Here is an 18,839-nt window from a genome sequence, read left to right on the forward strand (position 1 = left end):
TATTTTAGCCAGTCCTTCATATATTGAGGTAAGGAGGACGGGCTGATGAAGGAGGAACAATCAAAGCAGGATGTGAGGGCGCTGTTTCATTTTTTCTCCCGGAATATCCGGGAGCAGCTTCTGGCGCTTCCGCTTGAGGCGGATGGAATGGAAGAGGTACGGCTGCGGGTTAGCGCGCCGCTGTATTACATATATAAAAATAAAGAGTACACAGCCGGAAGTGGATTCCGGGTCAGCCGGGAGGATGTGGACGAGACGCTGCAATGCGCGGCTCGTTCTTCCCTCTATGCTTACGGGGAGGAAATCCGGCAGGGGTTTCTGACCGTGCAGGGCGGACACCGGATTGGCGTGGCTGGAAGGACGATACTGGAAAACGGACATATAAAGGCGATTCATCCGATAACCTTTTTAAATGTCCGTTTTTCGCATCAGATGATAGGATGTGCAGCAAAAATACGGTCGATTTTGACGGATCCAGGGACGGGAAGTATCCGGAATACGCTTCTGATTGCACCGCCGAGATGCGGAAAAACAACACTTCTGCGGGATCTGATCCGGATGGTGTCGGATGGAGAAGAGGGAAAGGATAGGGGCTCTGCTTTGACGGGGAGCTTTGAACGGCCTAAGGCAGGTGCAGGACATGAAAATAAAGCTGGAAAAATGGTGGAGATGAGGAAGCAGCATGGTGGAAAAGTGAGGGCGCAGACGGTCGGGGTGGTGGATGAGCGTTCGGAGATTGCCGCCTGCTATCAGGGAATCCCGCAAAACGATGTTGGCTGCCGGACAGATGTGCTGGATGCCTGCCCCAAGGCGGAGGGAATGATGATGCTGATCCGCTCGATGGCACCGGAGGTGGTCGCGGTGGACGAGATCGGCGGTGAGAATGATTTGGAGGCGCTTCGCTATGTGATGAACTGTGGCTGCAGGATTCTGGCAACCGTACATGGAAATTCGATGGAGGACATCCGGGAAAAACCGGGCTTGTCCTCTTTTTTGCAAGAAAAACGGTTTGAGCGGTATGTGGTGCTGGGAAATAGACGCGGACCGGGAACGGTGGAGGCGGTATATGATGCAGCTGGCGAGGAGCTTATATGTGGATAAAATTGCTTGGGATCTGCCTTGTATGTGTATCGTGTGCGGGGATTGGCGGGGGTGAGGCATTGCGCCTGATTGGCCGGAGGCGTTTTTTGGAGGAAGTAAAACGGATTGCCGCGGGACTGCGGGGAGAGATTGGGTATACACAGGCAGTTCTTCCTCTGGTACTGTGCCGGGCGGGGGCACGCGGGGATGGAAAAGCGGGGAAGCTATTTTTGGTGGCAGGAGAGCGGCTGGAAGCGAATCCAGAGTGTCCGTTTGGGAGTATCTGGGAAGCGGTTCTGGAAGAGCAGGGGATTCGTCCGATGTTAGGAACAGAGGAATGGGAGCTGATGTGCCGGTTTGGAAACAGCATCGGGTATCTCGATCTGGAAATGCAGCAAAAGACGCTGGCACTGTATCTGGAAGAATTGGAACGGGCGATTGAGCAGCTACGGCGGGAAGAGCCGGAGAAGAAACGGCTGTGCTGGGGGCTTGGGATACTAGGCGGGCTGTTTCTGGCAGTGGTGTTGATGTAAGTGGGGGAAGAAAATGGGAGTTAATCTAATATTTCGGATTGCGGCAGTCGGTATCCTGGTTTCCGTCCTCTGCCAGATTCTCAAACACAGCGGGCGGGAGGAACAGGCATTTCTCACAAGTCTTGCGGGTCTTCTTTTGGTACTGTTCTGGATGGTGCCGTATATTTATCAATTGTTTGAGACGATGAAGGAATTGTTTGCGTTGTAATGTACTCTCGGAATCCTTCTATGCTTGATTTTGTGAGATGATTTTTTGTCAGTTGAGCCCAAATTTCTGAGGCGTATGTTGATGAAATTCGGGTGCAGCTGGCGAAAAATCAGCCGAAAAAGCGAGTGCGGGAAAGACTCCGAGAGTACATTGCAGGGAAGGACGGTAAAAAATGTCAATTTTAACCGTATCGGTTCTTGGGATCACGGCAGTTCTTCTGGCAGTCCAGCTCAAGGGAAAAGGCAGCGAGTATGGGACGTACATTGTGATGGCGGCGGGGTTGTGTCTCTTTTTCTATGCGGCGGGAAAGCTGGAAGTGATTCTGAAAACACTTCGGACGATGGAATCCTGCATCGGGATCAGTCCAGTGTATTTGTCGGCGCTTTTGAAAATGGCGGGAATCACTTATATTGCCGAATTTGCCTCCGGGATTTGCAAGGATGCCGGGTACGGTTCGCTGGGAACACAGATTGAGATATTTGCGAAGCTGTCCATTCTGGCGGTCAGTATGCCGATTCTGCTGGCATTGTTGGAGACGGTGAAGCAGTTTTTGGCGTAGGGAAGTGGTAAGTGCAGAAAAGCGGAGAGATGGTGAGAGCAGGTGACGGTGGGAACAAAGATGGTTGTGCGGGCAGTGAGCGTTATATTCTTGAGTGTATATTTGATGGCAGGAAATCATTTAACGGTGTCGGCGGCAAATGGTGAAAAGATATCTGAAGATTCGGATTTCAGTGTTTCTGGAGAGAACATGGATTCTCTTCTGAACTCACTGGATTTAAGCAGAATCGAAGCATTTTTAAGGGAAGCGGGAGGTTCGGCAGTCCCGGGGCTTTCATTCCGGGAAATCCTTTCGATGCTTCTCTCTGGCAATTATCAGAGAGTGGTTCGGATGCTGATGGATTTTTGCCGGACAGCCCTATTTCGGGAAATTTCAGAAAATGGCAGATGGATGGGGCAGGTCATCCTTCTGGGAATTTTAGGGGCGGTGTTCGCCAGCTTTTCGAGTCTCTTTGCCGACAGTCAGGTATCGGAGATGGGCTTTTATGTCACGTATCTTCTGATTTTTACACTGCTTGCCGCCAGTTTTTTGAATGGGGTGCGGATCACGCGGACACTGTTGGAGCAGCTCTTTGAATTTGTCCGGGTGTTGGTTCCTGCTTTTTTTCTGGCTGTTTCCTTTTCCGGGGGAAGTACCTCGGCAGCAGCCGGATATGCGTGGACACTTGCTTCTGTCAATGTGGCGGAATGGGTGTTTTTACGGTTGTTTCTGCCATGCACCCAGTTGTATGTCCTGCTGTCGCTGGCGGGACATTTAAGCTCGAAGGATTTGTTTTCAAAAGCGTTGGAATTGCTGGAACAGGGGATGCGCTGGGGCAGCAAGGCGCTTTTGGGAGTGGTGCTGGGCTTTCATGTGCTGCAGGGAATGATTGCGCCGTATACAGATTCGGTGCGCCAGACGGCGCTGCGGCGGGCGGTCAGCCTGATACCGGGAATCGGACAGGGCGCAGCGGCAGTGTCGCAGGTACTTCTTGGAAGCAGCGTCCTGATTCGGAATACGGTGGGCATCGGGGGAGTGCTTGTGTTGGCGGCGGTGTCGCTTCTGCCGCTTTTGAAACTTTTAATCCTCTATCTGGGGTGCCAGGGAAGCGCGGCGCTTTTGCAGCCGGTCAGTGACAGCCGGGTGGTGGAGGCAGTCGGCGCAGTGGCGAAAGGATTTTATTTTTTGCTGGCAGCAGCTGGTTCGGCGGTGGTGTTATTTGCGCTTTCGATCGCGGTGGTGTGTGCGAGCACGAACGCGGCTTATTTTGCGGGGTAGAAGATGGAAGTAATTACTCACTGGGCGGGGAATATCGTCAGTTATCTAGTGTTTCTGACCGTTCTGACCGGGCTTTTGCCCGCACATAAGTATGAAAAATATATCCGTCTGTTTGCGGGCTGTATCCTGCTTCTGATTGTGCTGAAGCCGCTGACGGACGGGCTGCGTCTGGAGGAGCGGCTGAATTATCTGTTTACATCTCTTTCGTTTGAAAATGAAGCGGGCGAGCTGAAAAGTGAGATGGATGAGATAGAGGTGCGGCGCAGAAATATGGTTTTGAGCCAGTATGAGGCGGAAGCGTCCAAGGAGGCAGTGCGGGTGGCAGCGGAAGCGGGATTTTCCGTGGAAAAGGCGGACGTAGAGCTGGAAAAAGATCCGGAGTCGGAGCAATTTGCCTCGGTGCGGAGTGTGACGGTGTATGTGGCGGGAAGTGAGGCGGGGATGGAAGCGGGGATGGAAGCGGCGGAACAGGAGGATCCGAGTTCGATGATTGAAATAGAAAAAATTTCCCCGATTGAAATTTCACTTAAACAGGAGCAGAAGCAGGGAGAACCCGCCGCCGCGCAGGCAGTTTCATGGATGAATGGGGAAAAGATTTGGGAGCTTCAGCAGCGGCTGGCATCGTTTTATCAGGTGGAGGCGGATCATGTGGAAGTCAGGATGGAACCTTGACAAGGAATGGGTCAAACGAAATGAAAAATGGCTGATTTTGCTGGTGCTTGGGCTGGCAATTCTGATCTTATATGCGCCGTTTGGGAAGAAGACGAGTGAGACGGGAGTCTTGCGGTCAGGGGAAAGATGGGCGGAGAGTGAAACAGAAACAAACTCTGGGCATAGAGCAGGGCAGGACAAAAATGGAAGTTCAGAAGAGAGTGGTTCGGATGTCGAAACAGGTTTGCCAAGCACTGCATCCAAGCAGGACACGAACCGCCTCTACGAGCTTCGCCTGGAGCAGCGGATCCGGGACGTTTTAAAGAAGGTGGACGGCGTGGGTGAGGTGGATGTGATGCTGACTCTGTTTTCTTCTTCGGAAAAGGTGCTGCGGGTGGATAAGGAGAGAAGCCGGGCGTCCACCTCGGAGACGGATTCTTCGGGTGGTACGCGGCAGCAGGCGGATGAATCGCTGCGGGAGAGCACCGTGCTGACGGGAAGTTCAGGCAGCGGGGAACCGGTAGTTGAAAAAGAGCTGGCACCGGAGATTTCCGGTATCGTGATCAGCGCACAGGGAGGAGGAAATGCGTCGGTACAGAAGGAAATTTCGGAAGCGATGCAGGCATTATTCGGACTGCCGGCACATAAAATAAAAGTATTAAAGCGGGTGGAATAAAGGAGTATGCAAATATGAGAATGAAGATGAAACGCGTTTTCAGGAGAAATCAAATCATCATCACGACGCTGGCGATCATGATTGCGGCGGCGGGGTATCTCAACTATGCGGGAAAATCCGATCTGCCGGGGGCGGATACATATGAAGCGGGGGCGACCAAGATTTCAGATAGCGATATATATTCGGAAAATCAGGCGGTGTCCGGAAGCGTGGCGGACGGTGAATATGAGGAGATTGCAAGTCTTGACGATCCGGGAGAGGGCGATCCGCTGGCAGCAGGCAGTGAGGAGGGCACAGCGCAGGGGGCGGCGGACGGAGAGGAGGCATCTGCGGACAATCCGGCAGTCGATAACCCGGGCGAGGCGGTTTTGACAGGCGGAACCGGCGTGGCAGAGTACATAGCAATGTACAGCTCAGCCGTGAACAGATCCGCGCCAAGAACCGCGAAGCGCTGAATGCCCTGATTAACAATGAAAATCTGGATGCGTCGGCAAAAGAGGCAGCCGTTCAGGATATGCTGGCACTCAATGCGATAGCGGAGAAGGAAAATGCAGCGGAAACGCTTCTGATGGCGAAAGGATTTGCCGATCCGGTTGTCAGCATCACGGATGGAAAAGTGGATGTCGTTGTCAACGCGCCGTCCATCACAGATCCGCAGCGCGCGCAGATCGAGGATATTGTAAAACGGAAAACCGAGATATCGGCGGAAAATATCGTGATTTCCCTTTTAAACCTGGGAGATTGAGGAAGTTCGGATGAGTTAATGTTCACGGGTAGGCACTTTTGGAACCGAAAGTGCCGTAAGAAAACGTGGTGGCAGCAGGAATTTGCCGTATTAAAATGCGAAGCCACGGCAAATTCCGTTACTGGGCACGTATGCGTGAACAGTAACTCGGATGAGATTCGAACCGGAAATGCCTTTGCAAACTCCTGTATTTTTGGTATAATAAAAACACTTAATTGAAATGTATTTCTGGAAGTATTCGAGCATCTGTTTTTTGTGGGAAGAGAAGATTCCGGGCGTACATGGAAGTGGTCAGGAGGGATTTGGAATGGCGAGAGAAGCAGAAGATAGAAGCACACATATCGTATATGAAAAGGACCGCATTGGAGAAGTGAAAATTGCCGATGAGGTAGTGGCGATCATCGCAGGTCTGGCAGCGACCGAGGTAGACGGTGTCGATTCGATGGCTGGCAATATCACAAATGAACTGGTCGGAAAGCTCGGCATGAAAAATTTGAGCAAGGGCGTGAAAGTGACCGTAACCGAGGATCACGTGGTTGTGGATCTGTCCTTAAATATGAAATATGGCTACAGCATCCCGGCAGTCAGTGAAAAGGTGCAGGACAAAGTAAAGACAGCGATTGAAAATATGACCGGTCTGATGGTTCTGGAAGTTAATATTAAGATCGCGGGTGTCAATATGCCGGCGGAAGCATAGCAGGTTTAGTGCTTTCGTAGCTTTTCATTTTCTTAACACAAAATACTCAGTTTGACCTTGACGGGGAAAAAACCGTATGATATGATGATCGCGTTAAAAGGGAGTAGTTATAACCATGTAACCAACAAACCCTGAGGATAGTAAACCTCATGGTTACATGCCTTGTGTAAGTCAGATGGCAGTGTGCTTTTGTAACAAAAAGCGTGTGCCGTATGATTCAAATGTGAGGAACAAGACTTTTAGCATATGTGGATGAAACGTATGCTGAAAGTCTTTTTTGTTTCATAGGAAATAGAGTCCTATGAAACAAAAAAACGCTCCGCGAGGATGCGCACTCGCGCGAAGCAGAAACATGTCGCAAGCGACCGCGCTCGGCGCGAGAATGTGCCAAGGCACATTCTTTTCATGTTTCATAGGAAATTGCGTCCTATGAAACAAAAATACTCACATGGATGTATACCTGGCGCGAAGCAAGACAGCTGCCAGAGCAGGTGTATCTTGGCAAGGGGCTCCAGGAAACAGAATATTTATGAAGGAAAACAAAATTAACAGGAGGAACAACATGGAATTTTTATGGGAAGGCGTCATGGCGATCACGCCGCAGCAGTTTGTGATGTATCTGATCGGCGGGCTTTTGATCTGGCTGGCGGTCAAAAAGGAATACGAACCGGCGCTGCTTCTGCCGATGGGATTCGGCGCGATCATGGTAAACCTGCCATTATCCGGCGTCATTAACCAGGTGACGGAGGGCATCGGGGAGACACAGGGTATTATACAGTGGCTGTTTGAGACGACGATCAGCGCGTCGGAGGCGCTTCCGATTCTGCTCTTTATCGGAATCGGGGCAATGATTGACTTTGGACCGCTTCTGTCACAGCCGATCATGTTTTTATTTGGTGCGGCGGCGCAGTTTGGCATTTTCTTTGCGATCTGTGCGGCATCGCTGATGGGATTCGAACTCAGGGATGCGGCATCGATTGGAATCATCGGTGCGGCGGATGGACCGACTTCCATTCTGGTTTCCCAGATCATGCATTCCAACTATGTGGGCGCGATCGCGGTGGCGGCGTACTCCTACATGGCGCTGGTGCCAATCATCCAGCCATTTGCGATCCGTCTGGTGACGACGAAAAAAGAACGCCGGATTCACATGACCTACAGTCCGAAAAATGTGTCCAAAACGACCAAGATCGCATTTCCGATTGTGGTTACTATCATTGTCGGACTAATTTCTCCGGCATCGGTGGCGCTGGTCGGATTTCTGATGTTTGGAAACCTGATCCGCGAGTGCGGCGTGCTTCCGGCACTTTCCCAGACGGCACAGAACGAGCTGGCAAACCTGATTACCTTGCTGCTTGGCATCACGATTTCGTTCAGTATGCGTGCGGATGCGTTTGTGCGGGTTGACACACTTCTGATTATGGGAATCGGTCTGATTGCATTTATCTTTGATACGATCGGTGGTGTGCTGTTTGCTAAATTTATGAACCTGTTTTTGAAGACGAAAATCAATCCGATGATCGGTGCGGCGGGCATTTCCGCATTCCCGATGTCCTCACGCGTGGTGCAGAAGCTGGCGATGGAGGAGGAAAAGGGAAATATTATCCTGATGCATGCGGTCGGCGCCAATGTATCGGGGCAGATCGCCTCGGTCATCGCGGGCGGACTGGTTATTAAGCTGGTAAGCCAGTATTTGTAATATAGGTCTGTCGGGCAGATAAAATGGAAAAGGAAGGCTGCACTTGAATGATGAAAAATCAAGAGACAGCCATTGCACTGATTGAGATGGAGGAAAATATCGGATGTGGAATAATTTTTTGATTTCGCTGGCAATTATGGGAAAAGGAATGGCGGGAATTTTCGTCGTTGTCCTGATTATTACGGCAGTGGTGCTGATTTTAGGTAAGTTAAAGTAAAATATAAATTGGAAAAAGTATCTTTCTTTTTTCTTTCAGTTTTATGCAGTTCGTTGACATTCGACAGAGGTAAATCTATAATAGAAACATTGTTTGTAAGAGTTTGAAAGGGCCAGAAGGAGACATGAGAATGAGTCAACGAAATAAAATTCAGCGCCTGCTGCGAAAAGGCGCTTTGGCAACTTGTTTATCCCTGTCAGTTGTGTGCAGCAGCTTATCGGCAGTTACAGCGTATGCAGGACCGGCGGATGATCCGGCAGCGGCAGCACCAGTGATCGGACCGGGCGGTCCGGGAACCACGAACGCGAATGCGGGACAGCAGGCGGATAATTCCTATTATAATCAGACGTTATCTAATCCGGTTGTCAATCCGGTGGACAAGTATTCCTATAGCCAGATGGTAAACGATATTTCGGCGCTGGCAAGCCGTTATCCGGGAACAGTGACCGTGAAATCGATTGGAAAATCGGCGGACGGACGTGATATCTACGATGTGATTGTCGGCAATCCGAACGCATCCAAGAAGATTTTGTTCCAGGGGGCGATTCATGCCAGAGAGTATATCGTTGTACCGCTGATGATGCAGCAGCTCGAGTATCTGGCAGCTGGATTTACGAATAATGGTACCTATATGACGCAGCCGCTTTCTAACATATTGGGACAGGTGGCATTTCATTTTGTGCCGATGCTGAATCCGGATGGAGTCACGATCAGCCAGATGGGCGAGAATGGTATTCAGTCGGAGGAACTGCGCCAGACGATGCAGGCGGCGTACGCGGCGGACAAGGCATCCAGCCGGACAACGGTCAGCTATGAAGAGTATATGAGACGCTGGAAGGCGAATGCACGCGGTGTCGATCTGAACTATAACTTTGCAGCAAACTGGGAGGGAATCAATGTGTCTTTAACCCATCCGTCTGCAAATGGTTATAAGGGAACCAACCCACTGTCAGAGCCGGAGAGCCAGGCAATCGCGAACTTGATTCAGGGAACGGGATTCAATGCGGTTATCAACTATCATGCGATGGGAAATGTGATTTACTGGGATACGCAGAACAACCAGAAAGCGGCAGAGTCCAAGGCGCTGGCAAACGCTGTTCATGCCTTGAATGGTTATTCCGTTCTTGGAAGCAAGGGCGTCGGCGGCTTGAAGGACTGGCTGCAGCAGGCAGCAGGCATCCCTGGTATCACGATCGAGGTAGGACGTTCCACCTGCCCGGTATCTTTCTCGGAATATCCGGCGATCTGGAACCAGAATAAGGCAGTCCCGGCAACGCTGGGATATTATGTGGCGACACATTGATGATGGAATAAAATGAAGATTAGATAGAAAAAGGATGTGCGACTGGAGTTGGAAGTGGTCGTGCATCCTTTTTTGTTTCAAGATTTGGAACGAATCAACAAAAACAGGAAGCTAAAACTATACAAAATGGAAAATACATTCTTTTTTCGAAAATATGGTTGACAAATTCTGCAACATGATCTAATATAAAATCACAAAAGGAACAAAAATTCCATAAACGACAAAAAAGAACAAATTAAATGAAATGGAGGATTTCAACATGAAAACAAGAGAAGTTGTATTCTACAGCGAAGGCGCAAAGATGGTAGGAGATATTTATCTCCCGGATGATTACAAAGAGGGCGAGAAGAGACCAGCAGTTCTGTGTAACTCTGGATGGACCGGCGTTAATAAGTGCTATCCGGCACTGTTTGCAAGAGCTTTAACAGCAAGAGGATTTGTATGCATGGGCTTCGATTACAGAGGATTTAAGCCGAGTGAGAATGTTCATCCATGCCTGCCGAAGTACACAACCCTTGAGACAGAGGTTGAAGACGTGGCAAACGCATTTACCTTTATGCAGATTCAGCCGGAAGTAGATCCGGAACGCTGCGGACTTCTTGGATGGGGTGTCGGCGGTGCTGTATGCGTAACCGTTGCAGCGCGTGACAAGGAAGTAAAAGCGATTGCAACCCTGAACAGCTTTGTAAATGGCGAGCGCTGGATGCGTGACGGCATGGGAAATGATAAGTTTGGAAAGAGCGTTGCACGCCTCAGAGAAGACCGTATCAAGAGAATTACAACCAACGATCCGGTTCTGATGCATCCGTACACCGATTATCCGAACATCACAGAGAGCGGCGATTTCTATACAGACCATGTATTAAAAGAGATCAACGGCGGTATCGGCGATTCTGTCAACAAGGATAATGGCGAGGAGTTCCCGACCCCGATGAGCACCGCAATCGGCGAGAGCTTCATCCGTTTCAACGTAGAAGACCTGCTTCCGAGAATCGCACCGCGTGCTGTCTTTGTAGGTCATGGCTATTATAACGAGCTGCATCAGCGTGTAGAGGCGGAAGAAGCATACCGTCTGGCACAGGAGCCGAAGCAGTTATACTATGTAGATGGCAAGCACAATGAGTGGATGTTCGACGACGATCCGAAGTTCCAGGCACTGGCTGACGCGCTGGCAGCATTCTACAAGGAGAATCTGAAAGCATTCCAGTTTGGTTTACAGAAATAATCTATGGACAGAGAAAAAGAGATTGCATATTTAATGCAGGGAGCGTATGACCTCCATATGCACGCAGCCCCGTCCCCCTTTCATCGAGTTTTGGATGATTACGGGCTGTTAGAAGAAGCCGGGAGAGCCGGAATGGCAGGAATTATGCTGAAATCTCACTATGAGTCCACGATTGCGCGGGCAATTCTGGCCAATATCCACTGTGCTTCGTGTACGAAAGCCTATGGCGGTCTGGTGTTAAACTGGCCAGTCGGAGGACTCAATCCATATGCGGTTGAAAATGCGATGAAGCGCGGATGCCGTATCGTGTGGATGCCGACCCGGGACGCAAAGAACTCTTTGTGTTCCGGGAATATGCCGGGAGATTTCTTTGACCGCTCTGGAATCTCTATCCTGACCGAAACAGGGGAGCTGAGGGCGGAAGTTTTGGAGATTTTGAGGATTGCCAGAAAGTATGATGCGGCAGTCGCGACCGGGCACATCAGCCCGGAGGAAAGTATTCTCTTGTGTCAGGAGGGAATCCGGCAGGGAAACCGTATGGTTCTGACACATCCAGAATTTCCGCGGACGCGTGTCGATGTAAAAACGCAGAAACAGCTGGCAGCTCTGGGCGTTTATATTGAAAAATGCTGGTATAATGTGGCAGAAAAGGAATGCACGGCGCAGGAGATGGCAGACCATATCCGGGTAGTCGGAGCAGAACACTGTTTTATGGTAACGGATCGGGGGCAGACTTCAAGAGAACACCCGGTGGAAGCGATGAAGTTGTTTATGCAGACATTGCTGGATGAGGGAATCACGGAAGATGAGATTTATGTGATGACGCATACGGTGCCCCGGAAGGTGCTGGGAGAGTTATAGTAAATTTGATAATTGAATATGAAAAAATAAAAAGGTCAAAAATCAATTATAAGTTTACTTATAAGAATTCTTGACCTTTTTATTTTTTTCGAGAAGTACTTTTAAGAAGGTAAGGGATAATATAGTGTACTGGAAGGAGGATATCTATGGAATATACCAATATGTCGTTTCTATATGATTTTGCATTTATGTCGCTGCTGCTGATTATAGCCCAGTTCCTGCGTTCCCGTATAAAATTTTTGCAGATGTTTTATATTCCAGCGTCTGTTCTGGCAGGTCTGATGGGACTTGTCCTGGGACCGCAGTTTTTAAACGTGATTCCGTGGAGCGGTAAAATAGGAAGTTATGCTTATATGCTGGTATGTGTATTATTTGGCGGTTTGTTCCTGGGAAAAAAAGATAAAACCAATGTAAAACAGATTCTGACAAAGGTGGGCGATTCCTTTTGTGTCAATATGGGAGCTGAATTTTTCTGTTTTGGTATTGCACTGCTGGTAGGCGGTGCACTGATGAAAATTTTGTTTCCAAATGTATTTACAGAAATTGCCCTGCTGATGCCATCTGGATTTTGCGGTGGACATGGCTATGCTTCAACGATTGGAACGGCACTTAACAATTCACTGGGACGTGAAGATGGCGTTGTACTGGGGCAGACGTTTGCAACCGTGGGCCTGTTAGTTGGTTTGTTTGTAGGAATTGCCTGTATTAACTATGCAACCAGACATGGAGGAACACGTCTGGTAGAAAAAGCGGAATCTCTTCCGGAAGAGTGCCGCACAGGAATCGTTCCAGTAGGTAAGAGAAATTCGATGGGAGAAGAAACCATCAATCCAATGAGTATGGATCCGTTGGCATTTCATCTTGCACTCACGCTGACTGCAACACTGTGTGGTTATAAGTTCTACGATTTTTATAAACAGTTCTTACCGAATGTAGAATTACCGGTTATGTGCCTGGCAATGATATTTGGTGTCATTATTAACACGATTATAGGGCATACTCGTTTTAAAGACAGTATTGATGAGCATGTGGAAGGACGGATTGGTTCGATGGTAACCGATTATCTGGTTGGCTTTGGTGTGGCATCTATTTCGATTTCCATTGTACTTGAATTTGCAGGTCCGATTTTAGTTTTATGTGTATTAGGAATGCTGACATCCCTGTTTTTAGTATTTGTAGTTGGACAGAAGCTGTTCCGCAATTTCTGGTTTGAACGATCAATTTTTGTATTTGGATGGACAACAGGAGTGGTGGCAATCGGTGTTACGCTTCTTCGAATTGTAGATCCGGAAGGAAAGAGCGGCACATTGAATGACTATGGATATTCGTATACGCTGCAGTCCGTGATTGAGGTCTTTATCATCGCATTTACGCCAATTTTGACGGTTTCCATGGGATGTATTGCAGTTGGTGTGATTGAAACGGGAATTGCTGTGGTGCTCTTCTTGATATGTGCAAAATGCTTTGGTGTACATAATGAGAAGATGAATGAGCTTCGGGAAGGTGAAGCAGAGGTCATAAGTAAATAAGTCTTTGTATATTCTGAAAAATGTGTGGTTGGACATGAAAATGAACAGCCACACATTTTTTATTGATAGAAAGTTCGCCTCGGACTAATGTAGGTGAAATAGAGGAGAATGATGAGAGAAAGAAAATCTCTCATTTTTATGGTGAAGTGCATTGACTCCCCAGATTCCCAGAAGGACGAGAGCAATACCGAAAAATTCATGGAAACCGAAAGGCTCGCTAAGAATAATAACGCCTGTAAATACAGCTGTAACAGTGGAGATGCCGCTGAAGCTGGATGCAGTAGCCATGGACATATGGGTAAAAACTATGTTCCGCAGTGCTGAAGCATAAAGTGAGGACCCGATGGATAAGGCAAGAAGACAGCCAACGATAACAGGATCCGCGAGCGGACGAAATAACTCGATGGGATCGTTGGAAACAAGGTGCGTTATCAGAGAAATGCTTCCATAAACGGCGAACATAGCGAAGCTCATAGCATAGGTAATGTCCAGAGGTGTCAGATGTTTTCCGAGCTTCCGGATACAGAGATTTAAGGAAGAGGACATAAAGGCAGCCATTAACAACAGGAAAAAGCCCCATACGGTTGCAGCCTTATCCTCAGAATTTCCGGCAACAATGAAAATACCTAAAAAGCTAAGAAGAATAAAGAAAAATTGTCCTGCAGAGGGCTTTTCGTGAAAAAACGGAATGGCAAGCAAGGTGGTGATTAGCGGGATTAATGCCAGAATCACACTTGCTTTCCCAGAAGGATAGAAGCACATGCCGGTGGTTTCAAAAAAGCCATTAAGCAACTGGAAAATACAGATAGGAAGAATACATATGCCCATATCACGAAGAGAACGTAGATGAATTCGTTCGGTATGTTTTAAGGCGTAAAGTAGCACAAGACAGATTGCAAAACGAAGTGCAATTAGTAGTGCGGTATCTCCATTTAGGCGTGCAGTTAAGATTTTTAGCGGTAAATAAGAAATGCCAAATAAGAAGTTGTATAGGATAGCTCCTAGGATTGGATTAGTTTGTGCAAATTTCATGACGTTCCTTTCAACATGATTATATGATAAATGGTTCAATATAGGAAATATATGTCAAAGAAACCTCTGTAATCAAGGAAGAATTGCAGAGGTTTCTTTAATTTTTATATGTTTTTATATTTTGTGCGAACGCTTTTAATTTGAAAAGCTATACCTTATCGGAACTGCCAGATCCTGTTTTATCAAATTTTTTATAATTTTTAATCAGAATTCCCAGACTGGCGGTGGCGCCGATCATGATGAGGGCGGCGAACATTCCGCCGAAGTTTGCGATGATCTTGACACCATTGACACCAACGGTTGCGATCATGATGTAGCCGACTGCCATCGGAACGACACACCACACAAGCTTTAACCACATCGGGGAGTCCGGGGAATCCGGGTTGATACCCTGAGTGGAGATGCCTGCCATAGCGATACAGTTGGAGTTGCAGGCGGTAATGGTGCTGAGGAAGATCAGAACAACGAATAATGGGATGATCAGATTTCCAAGCGGAAGAGCTCCTAACATATCATAAGGAACATTCTCAACGCCGCGGTCATAAGATGCAACGAGGTCGAACAGTCCAGAAGTCTGAACCCACAGAGAGGTACCGCTGACTAAAACCATCCACAGGGCACTGACAGAAGCACAAAGACCTACATATAATCCAAGCACGTGTTTTACCTTGCGTCCATAAGCGATCTGTCCCATGAAAGCGCCAGAGGTAGGTGCCCATGCCATCCAGCTGAACCAGTAGAAGGTGGTCCACCACTGCGGCCACTGGGTTCCAACGGATTCACCAGTAATCAGGATACGTTCAATAAAGGTACCTGCGAAACCGCCCAATGCCTCGGTAGAGAGGTTGAACAGGAAGGAGGCATTTGAAAATACCAGCAGGAAAATCAGGAAAATAGCAAAGCCGTATACGTTGATATTGGAAACATGCTTCATGGCTTTCTGGATACCGGAAACAGCCGTAGCAACCGTGACAGCGGCAACGACAATACCGACCATAAACCAGAGGCGGGCATTAGATGGAAGTCCAAGCATTTTAGAGATACCACCGGAAATATTCATGAATGCCTGTGCAACAGAACCAGCCATACCGGCACCGATGGCAAATAAGGTGATTGCGTCGATGGTCTGCATCCAGCGAGGATGGTAGCAGCGGTCACCCAGAAGAGGGGAAACTTCACTGGCGATGGAATACGGCTTTTTCGCGTTGTAATACATGAAAGCAAATACAACCGCCGGAACCGTATACATACAATATGGAACGATCGTCCAGTGAAGGAACATGGTTTCCATGGCAAATTTCAGGGAACCGCTGGTAGAAGGTTCAACGCCGTATAATTCAGTCGGCGGGTACGCGTAATGCGCGATCGGCTCCCCCGGTCCCCAGAAGAGGACACCGGCTGCCATGGTTGTTGTGAGGGCGATAGTAAACCAGGAAAAATTGCTTAGTTCTGGTTTGGCGTCCTCACCGCCGATTCGTACATCGCCAAATTTGGAAAACATGGCAACAACGGCGACGATTACGATTGCAAGGGCGAGAATGCTGGCAGCCCAGCCGAGATTTTTGATGATCCAGTTGTTGATATTATTGATGATTCCCAGAAAAGTTTCCTGATCGACAAGGCTTAAAACAAGGAACGCGACCAGAATAATAAATGGCGGGAAAAAGGTCATGATGCGAATTTTTGAGTTTTCATTTTTAGCATTTTTATCAGTCATTTATGATTCCTCCTTGTAGGGTGTATCCCAGATAGGACGATAGTCCTCCGGGTGGCGGTCGGTCAGAACGGTATTAAAATCACGTTCTTTTGCAATCCGGTTTAAATCAACGCTTCCATATAAAATAGCTTCTTCCTGGACGTCGCAGCTGTCAATCCGTTCTCCAATAGGACTTACCAGCTGGCTTTTTCCTGCGAAGATCTCATCGCCGGACAATCCACAGCGGTTGACTGCGGCTATGTATACAAGATTGTCCAGGGCACGGCACGCAAGGTTTAAATCCCACCATTCTTTGAAATAGTAGCTGGCGCGCCATGCGGCCGGGACTAAAACCAGTTCGGCACCGGCCAGTGTCAGCAGGCGGACGGTTTCTGGAAAGCATACGTCGTAGCAGATGACGACGCCGATCTTTCCGAGTTTTGTCTCAAAGACCGGGTACTGGGTGCCGCGCTGCAGATAAGTTCGTTCGTCTCCGACGGGATGCGTTTTTGAATAATGCCCGAGAATCGTGCCGGTATCATCGATCAAAAAAGCAGAGTTTTCGACTCCAGATGGGGTGGAAAAAAGAATCGGAGCCAGAATAAAGACTGAAAGTTCCTTTGCCAGACTACGCATCCGTGTCAAGGAAGGTCCATCTTCGATTTCGGCGAGCTTCATCATATCTGGGATGCAGGTGCCGAGATAGCCGACATTAAATACCTCTGGCAGACAAATCAATTTTGCCCCGTGAGCGGCTGCTTCCCGGATCTGTTTCTCTGCTTTGTCAAGATTATTAGAAACATGGAACAAATCGCAGTCCATCTGGAGCATGGCGATTTGGTAAGGTGATCGAGTTTGTTGCATTTGAGTATCCCCTTCCTAAAATAGAATATTTATTCCATAAACGACATTTATGATATAATTATAGAATTTATAAAGGAATAAATCAACCAAAATACAATAATAAAGAACAAAATTTACCTTTTTTACAAAGAAATCCTCCGAAATTTGTCTGCTTTGACGAAAAACAAATGTCAAATTGACGAATTTCTAAGGAAAGTATATAATAAAACCAAACGAAAATCGAGTGAGAATCTTGGAATGAATGAGGATAAACGATGGGCAATGAAGTATTGGAACAGATCATAAAAATCAAGGACGCCGTACCGAAAAAACAGAGAATTCTCTGCAATTATCTGGCGCTGAATTATGAAAAGATCGGCGTGATGACGGTGGCGGAGCTGGCGGAAAATGCGGGTGTGGGAAGCACGACGGTCATGCGTCTGGTACAGCTTCTGGGCTTTGACAGCTACACTACATTTAAGAAAGCATTGGCACAGGAATCGCTTTTGAAAAATACAACGCCGTACCGCAGCCTGCGGCAGGAATTTTCCCGTACCTCGGAGACGGCGAGCCGGGATACGTTCCATATGCGATCGCGGACGGAATCCAGGTGCTTGAAAATCTCTGTACGCCGTCAAACATTTCCCAGTTTGAGGCGGCAATCCAGCTGATGCTGGAATCAGATCAGCTCTATATATTGGGAATGCGTTCCAGCAAGGCGCTGGCGCTGTATTTTGAGTATGTGGCAGAGCGCTTTTATCCGCATATCCGCCAGCTCAGCCGGGAGGAAGAGTTTGTCTATGACCGGATTGCAATCAATACGACGCCGAAGGATGTGCTTTTAGTGTATTCGGTCTGGCCATGTACGAAAAAGACGATTCGTGTGGCAGAGTTAGCACATAACCTGGGAATCCCGATGATACTGATCACAAATACAAGCTTAAATCCATTGGTAAAGATCGCAGATGTAGTGATTGATACGAATTCTGTGAACCATCCGAGCGGTGATACTGCTTTGATGCTGGTAACGGAGGCGCTCATGAGTGAACTGGGAAGACGGACCGCACCGGAATCCACGAAGAATATTGAAAAGATCGAACAGGCATTGAATGACAATGGACTGATTCTCTGGGAGAATTAATCGAAGATGTGCAACTGAACACCCGATAAAACAGGGCTGCCGTTATTCCTCAAACGGCAGCTCTTCTTTTCGCAAAAATGTCCGGATCGACTCGTCCCACTCGCGTTCCAGCGTCTTGTCTAACGTAAATTGGTTGAGCGACAGCCCGGTGACACAGCTTAAATGCTGGTTTTCATAATGAATATTTAAGAACAGTCCGCCGACCTGCTCCGGGAGCCATTGGCTTTTGCGGGCGGTCAGAAACTGTTCGGTGGCAGCTTTTGGAAGCTTTAAAATGATGGAGAAGCGCTCCGGAAGCTTTTTTCCTTTTATGAGGGAAAAACAGAACGGGCGCAGAGTTTTCCAGGTTGAATATTCTTCAATCTGCCCCTCGGCACGCTCTTCTTCGGAATAAAAGCTTTTATGGACGCGTCCGTCGATGGAGAAGGTGTTGAACGTCACGATCTCCGCTTCCTTGAGCAGAAAGCGGTCAAATGTCTCTCCGATGAACAGTTTCTTGGTAAATAATTTTATATCACAGATATTGCAGGCAATCATATGTGTCCTCGCTGAGATGGTAAATTCGTTATTTTCTGTGTAATGTAGAAACAATAACGTAGATTCTATTTTATCGCAGGCGGGAGGGGGACGCAAGTGACTTCTTATTGGCAAGACGGAGAATTTTAAAATTTATTAGCACTCAACAAAAATGAGTGCTAATTTTCTATTGACATCTTGGAATGCTGGTATTAAAATAAGAGTCACGGTGATGGAAAATCACAAAAAAAGAATTTTACAAGCGTATATTTATGTAGCTGGATAGCAGGATTGGACGCGGCAGAGTGAAACTGCCAGACTCCATTTCCGGGAGCGGATATCCACTGTATTTTGCAATCAAAAGGAGTGTA

At 48.0% G+C, this 18,839-nt stretch carries 21 protein-coding genes; 17 read left to right on the forward strand and 4 right to left on the reverse strand.

The features are described 5' to 3' along the window. Positions 1 to 45 precede the first annotated feature (45 nt). The 15 genes from DWZ16_RS12195 to DWZ16_RS12260 all read left to right on the forward strand — a co-directional run bounded on the left by DWZ16_RS12195 (position 46) and on the right by DWZ16_RS12260 (position 13,240). Positions 46 to 1,101 carry a stage III sporulation protein AA gene (locus DWZ16_RS12195; protein WP_118482583.1) on the forward strand — a complete coding sequence of 352 codons (1,056 nt, stop codon included), beginning with the start codon at positions 46 to 48 and terminating at the stop codon, positions 1,099 to 1,101. Further along, a complete protein-coding gene (locus DWZ16_RS12200) occupies positions 1,092 to 1,613 on the forward strand; it encodes a stage III sporulation protein AB (protein ID WP_118522939.1) in 522 nt (173 codons plus the stop codon). The genes DWZ16_RS12195 and DWZ16_RS12200 overlap by 10 nt, the downstream gene beginning before the upstream one ends. A 13-nt stretch (positions 1,614 to 1,626) precedes the next feature. Continuing rightward, positions 1,627 to 1,821 (forward strand): stage III sporulation protein AC, encoded by a 195-nt coding sequence (gene spoIIIAC, locus DWZ16_RS12205; protein ID WP_022359269.1) that lies wholly within the window; start codon positions 1,627 to 1,629, stop codon positions 1,819 to 1,821. 172 nt (positions 1,822 to 1,993) lie between these two features. Then, a complete protein-coding gene (locus DWZ16_RS12210) occupies positions 1,994 to 2,380 on the forward strand; it encodes a SpoIIIAC/SpoIIIAD family protein (protein ID WP_107001319.1) in 387 nt (128 codons plus the stop codon). A gap of 48 nt (positions 2,381 to 2,428) precedes the next feature. Next, positions 2,429 to 3,637 carry a stage III sporulation protein AE gene (locus DWZ16_RS12215; RefSeq protein ID WP_118522940.1) on the forward strand — a complete coding sequence of 403 codons (1,209 nt, stop codon included), beginning with the start codon at positions 2,429 to 2,431 and terminating at the stop codon, positions 3,635 to 3,637. 3 nt (positions 3,638 to 3,640) lie between these two features. After that, entirely contained in the window at positions 3,641 to 4,309 is a 669-nt protein-coding gene (locus DWZ16_RS12220) for a stage III sporulation protein AF (protein ID WP_118522941.1), read from the forward strand. After that, positions 4,284 to 4,964, forward strand: coding sequence for a stage III sporulation protein AG (locus tag DWZ16_RS12225; RefSeq protein ID WP_118482588.1), 681 nt, complete (start codon positions 4,284 to 4,286; stop codon positions 4,962 to 4,964). The genes DWZ16_RS12220 and DWZ16_RS12225 overlap by 26 nt, the downstream gene beginning before the upstream one ends. A gap of 14 nt (positions 4,965 to 4,978) precedes the next feature. Further along, complete coding sequence (locus DWZ16_RS16970; protein WP_412693875.1) at positions 4,979 to 5,419, forward strand: SpoIIIAH-like family protein; 441 nt, start codon at positions 4,979 to 4,981, stop codon at positions 5,417 to 5,419. Then, on the forward strand, positions 5,416 to 5,709 hold the full coding sequence (locus DWZ16_RS16975; protein WP_412693878.1) for a SpoIIIAH-like family protein: 294 nt from the start codon (positions 5,416 to 5,418) through the stop codon (positions 5,707 to 5,709). Before DWZ16_RS16970 ends, DWZ16_RS16975 begins: the two co-directional genes overlap by 4 nt. A 307-nt stretch (positions 5,710 to 6,016) precedes the next feature. Next, positions 6,017 to 6,406, forward strand: coding sequence for an Asp23/Gls24 family envelope stress response protein (locus DWZ16_RS12235; protein ID WP_118468531.1), 390 nt, complete (start codon positions 6,017 to 6,019; stop codon positions 6,404 to 6,406). A gap of 562 nt (positions 6,407 to 6,968) precedes the next feature. Further along, on the forward strand, positions 6,969 to 8,105 hold the full coding sequence (locus tag DWZ16_RS12240) for a sodium ion-translocating decarboxylase subunit beta (protein ID WP_118522942.1): 1,137 nt from the start codon (positions 6,969 to 6,971) through the stop codon (positions 8,103 to 8,105). Positions 8,106 to 8,452: 347 nt separating this feature from the next. Further along, positions 8,453 to 9,625 (forward strand): M14 family zinc carboxypeptidase, encoded by a 1,173-nt coding sequence (locus DWZ16_RS12245; protein WP_107001325.1) that lies wholly within the window; start codon positions 8,453 to 8,455, stop codon positions 9,623 to 9,625. 259 nt (positions 9,626 to 9,884) lie between these two features. Then, complete coding sequence (locus DWZ16_RS12250; protein WP_107001326.1) at positions 9,885 to 10,850, forward strand: alpha/beta hydrolase; 966 nt, start codon at positions 9,885 to 9,887, stop codon at positions 10,848 to 10,850. 3 nt (positions 10,851 to 10,853) lie between these two features. Beyond that, positions 10,854 to 11,711 carry a DUF6282 family protein gene (locus DWZ16_RS12255; RefSeq protein WP_118293910.1) on the forward strand — a complete coding sequence of 286 codons (858 nt, stop codon included), beginning with the start codon at positions 10,854 to 10,856 and terminating at the stop codon, positions 11,709 to 11,711. Positions 11,712 to 11,857: 146 nt separating this feature from the next. Beyond that, positions 11,858 to 13,240, forward strand: a complete 1,383-nt coding sequence (locus DWZ16_RS12260) for a sodium/glutamate symporter (RefSeq protein WP_118468528.1) — start codon at positions 11,858 to 11,860, stop codon at positions 13,238 to 13,240. Between the two features lie 84 nt (positions 13,241 to 13,324). Here DWZ16_RS12260 and DWZ16_RS12265 read toward each other — a convergent pair whose 3' ends face one another. The 3 genes from DWZ16_RS12265 to DWZ16_RS12275 all read right to left on the reverse strand — a co-directional run bounded on the left by DWZ16_RS12265 (position 13,325) and on the right by DWZ16_RS12275 (position 16,832). Next, positions 13,325 to 14,272, reverse strand: coding sequence for a DMT family transporter (locus DWZ16_RS12265; RefSeq protein ID WP_118522943.1), 948 nt, complete (start codon positions 14,270 to 14,272; stop codon positions 13,325 to 13,327). 148 nt (positions 14,273 to 14,420) lie between these two features. Then, positions 14,421 to 15,989: a BCCT family transporter gene (locus tag DWZ16_RS12270; RefSeq protein WP_118522944.1), complete on the reverse strand. Its 1,569-nt coding sequence runs from the start codon at positions 15,987 to 15,989 to the stop codon at positions 14,421 to 14,423. Beyond that, positions 15,990 to 16,832, reverse strand: coding sequence for a carbon-nitrogen hydrolase family protein (locus DWZ16_RS12275; protein ID WP_243022020.1), 843 nt, complete (start codon positions 16,830 to 16,832; stop codon positions 15,990 to 15,992). Positions 16,833 to 17,086: 254 nt separating this feature from the next. Between DWZ16_RS12275 and DWZ16_RS12280 the strand changes: the two genes are divergently transcribed. After that, positions 17,087 to 17,482 (forward strand): MurR/RpiR family transcriptional regulator, encoded by a 396-nt coding sequence (locus DWZ16_RS12280; RefSeq protein ID WP_118492494.1) that lies wholly within the window; start codon positions 17,087 to 17,089, stop codon positions 17,480 to 17,482. After that, positions 17,482 to 17,952, forward strand: a complete 471-nt coding sequence (locus DWZ16_RS12285; protein WP_118492492.1) for a MurR/RpiR family transcriptional regulator — start codon at positions 17,482 to 17,484, stop codon at positions 17,950 to 17,952. The genes DWZ16_RS12280 and DWZ16_RS12285 overlap by 1 nt, the downstream gene beginning before the upstream one ends. 42 nt (positions 17,953 to 17,994) lie before the next feature. On the opposite strand, the gene DWZ16_RS12290 is transcribed toward DWZ16_RS12285, so the two are convergent. After that, positions 17,995 to 18,489, reverse strand: a complete 495-nt coding sequence (locus tag DWZ16_RS12290; protein WP_107001332.1) for a DUF5721 family protein — start codon at positions 18,487 to 18,489, stop codon at positions 17,995 to 17,997. Positions 18,490 to 18,839: the final 350 nt, after the last annotated feature.

It is taken from the genome of Clostridium sp. AF29-8BH (genome assembly GCF_003478145.1).
Taxonomy (GTDB): domain Bacteria; phylum Bacillota; class Clostridia; order Lachnospirales; family Lachnospiraceae; genus Otoolea; species Otoolea fessa.

What these genes read in the sequence shown, in the direction of transcription:
- DWZ16_RS12195 (WP_118482583.1), top strand. Translation starts at nt 46, where the DNA reads ATGAAGGAGGAACAATCAAAGCAGGATGTGAGGGCGCTGTTTCATTTT.
- DWZ16_RS12200 (WP_118522939.1), top strand. Translation starts at nt 1,092, where the DNA reads ATGTGGATAAAATTGCTTGGGATCTGCCTTGTATGTGTATCGTGTGCG.
- spoIIIAC (WP_022359269.1), top strand. Translation starts at nt 1,627, where the DNA reads ATGGGAGTTAATCTAATATTTCGGATTGCGGCAGTCGGTATCCTGGTT.
- DWZ16_RS12210 (WP_107001319.1), top strand. Translation starts at nt 1,994, where the DNA reads ATGTCAATTTTAACCGTATCGGTTCTTGGGATCACGGCAGTTCTTCTG.
- DWZ16_RS12220 (WP_118522941.1), top strand. Translation starts at nt 3,641, where the DNA reads ATGGAAGTAATTACTCACTGGGCGGGGAATATCGTCAGTTATCTAGTG.
- DWZ16_RS12225 (WP_118482588.1), top strand. Translation starts at nt 4,284, where the DNA reads ATGTGGAAGTCAGGATGGAACCTTGACAAGGAATGGGTCAAACGAAAT.
- DWZ16_RS16970 (WP_412693875.1), top strand. Translation starts at nt 4,979, where the DNA reads ATGAGAATGAAGATGAAACGCGTTTTCAGGAGAAATCAAATCATCATC.
- DWZ16_RS12235 (WP_118468531.1), top strand. Translation starts at nt 6,017, where the DNA reads ATGGCGAGAGAAGCAGAAGATAGAAGCACACATATCGTATATGAAAAG.
- DWZ16_RS12240 (WP_118522942.1), top strand. Translation starts at nt 6,969, where the DNA reads ATGGAATTTTTATGGGAAGGCGTCATGGCGATCACGCCGCAGCAGTTT.
- DWZ16_RS12245 (WP_107001325.1), top strand. Translation starts at nt 8,453, where the DNA reads ATGAGTCAACGAAATAAAATTCAGCGCCTGCTGCGAAAAGGCGCTTTG.
- DWZ16_RS12250 (WP_107001326.1), top strand. Translation starts at nt 9,885, where the DNA reads ATGAAAACAAGAGAAGTTGTATTCTACAGCGAAGGCGCAAAGATGGTA.
- DWZ16_RS12255 (WP_118293910.1), top strand. Translation starts at nt 10,854, where the DNA reads ATGGACAGAGAAAAAGAGATTGCATATTTAATGCAGGGAGCGTATGAC.
- DWZ16_RS12260 (WP_118468528.1), top strand. Translation starts at nt 11,858, where the DNA reads ATGGAATATACCAATATGTCGTTTCTATATGATTTTGCATTTATGTCG.
- DWZ16_RS12265 (WP_118522943.1), bottom strand. Translation starts at nt 14,272, where the DNA reads ATGAAATTTGCACAAACTAATCCAATCCTAGGAGCTATCCTATACAAC.
- DWZ16_RS12270 (WP_118522944.1), bottom strand. Translation starts at nt 15,989, where the DNA reads ATGACTGATAAAAATGCTAAAAATGAAAACTCAAAAATTCGCATCATG.
- DWZ16_RS12275 (WP_243022020.1), bottom strand. Translation starts at nt 16,832, where the DNA reads ATGCAACAAACTCGATCACCTTACCAAATCGCCATGCTCCAGATGGAC.
- DWZ16_RS12280 (WP_118492494.1), top strand. Translation starts at nt 17,087, where the DNA reads ATGGGCAATGAAGTATTGGAACAGATCATAAAAATCAAGGACGCCGTA.
- DWZ16_RS12285 (WP_118492492.1), top strand. Translation starts at nt 17,482, where the DNA reads ATGCTGGAATCAGATCAGCTCTATATATTGGGAATGCGTTCCAGCAAG.
- DWZ16_RS12290 (WP_107001332.1), bottom strand. Translation starts at nt 18,489, where the DNA reads ATGATTGCCTGCAATATCTGTGATATAAAATTATTTACCAAGAAACTG.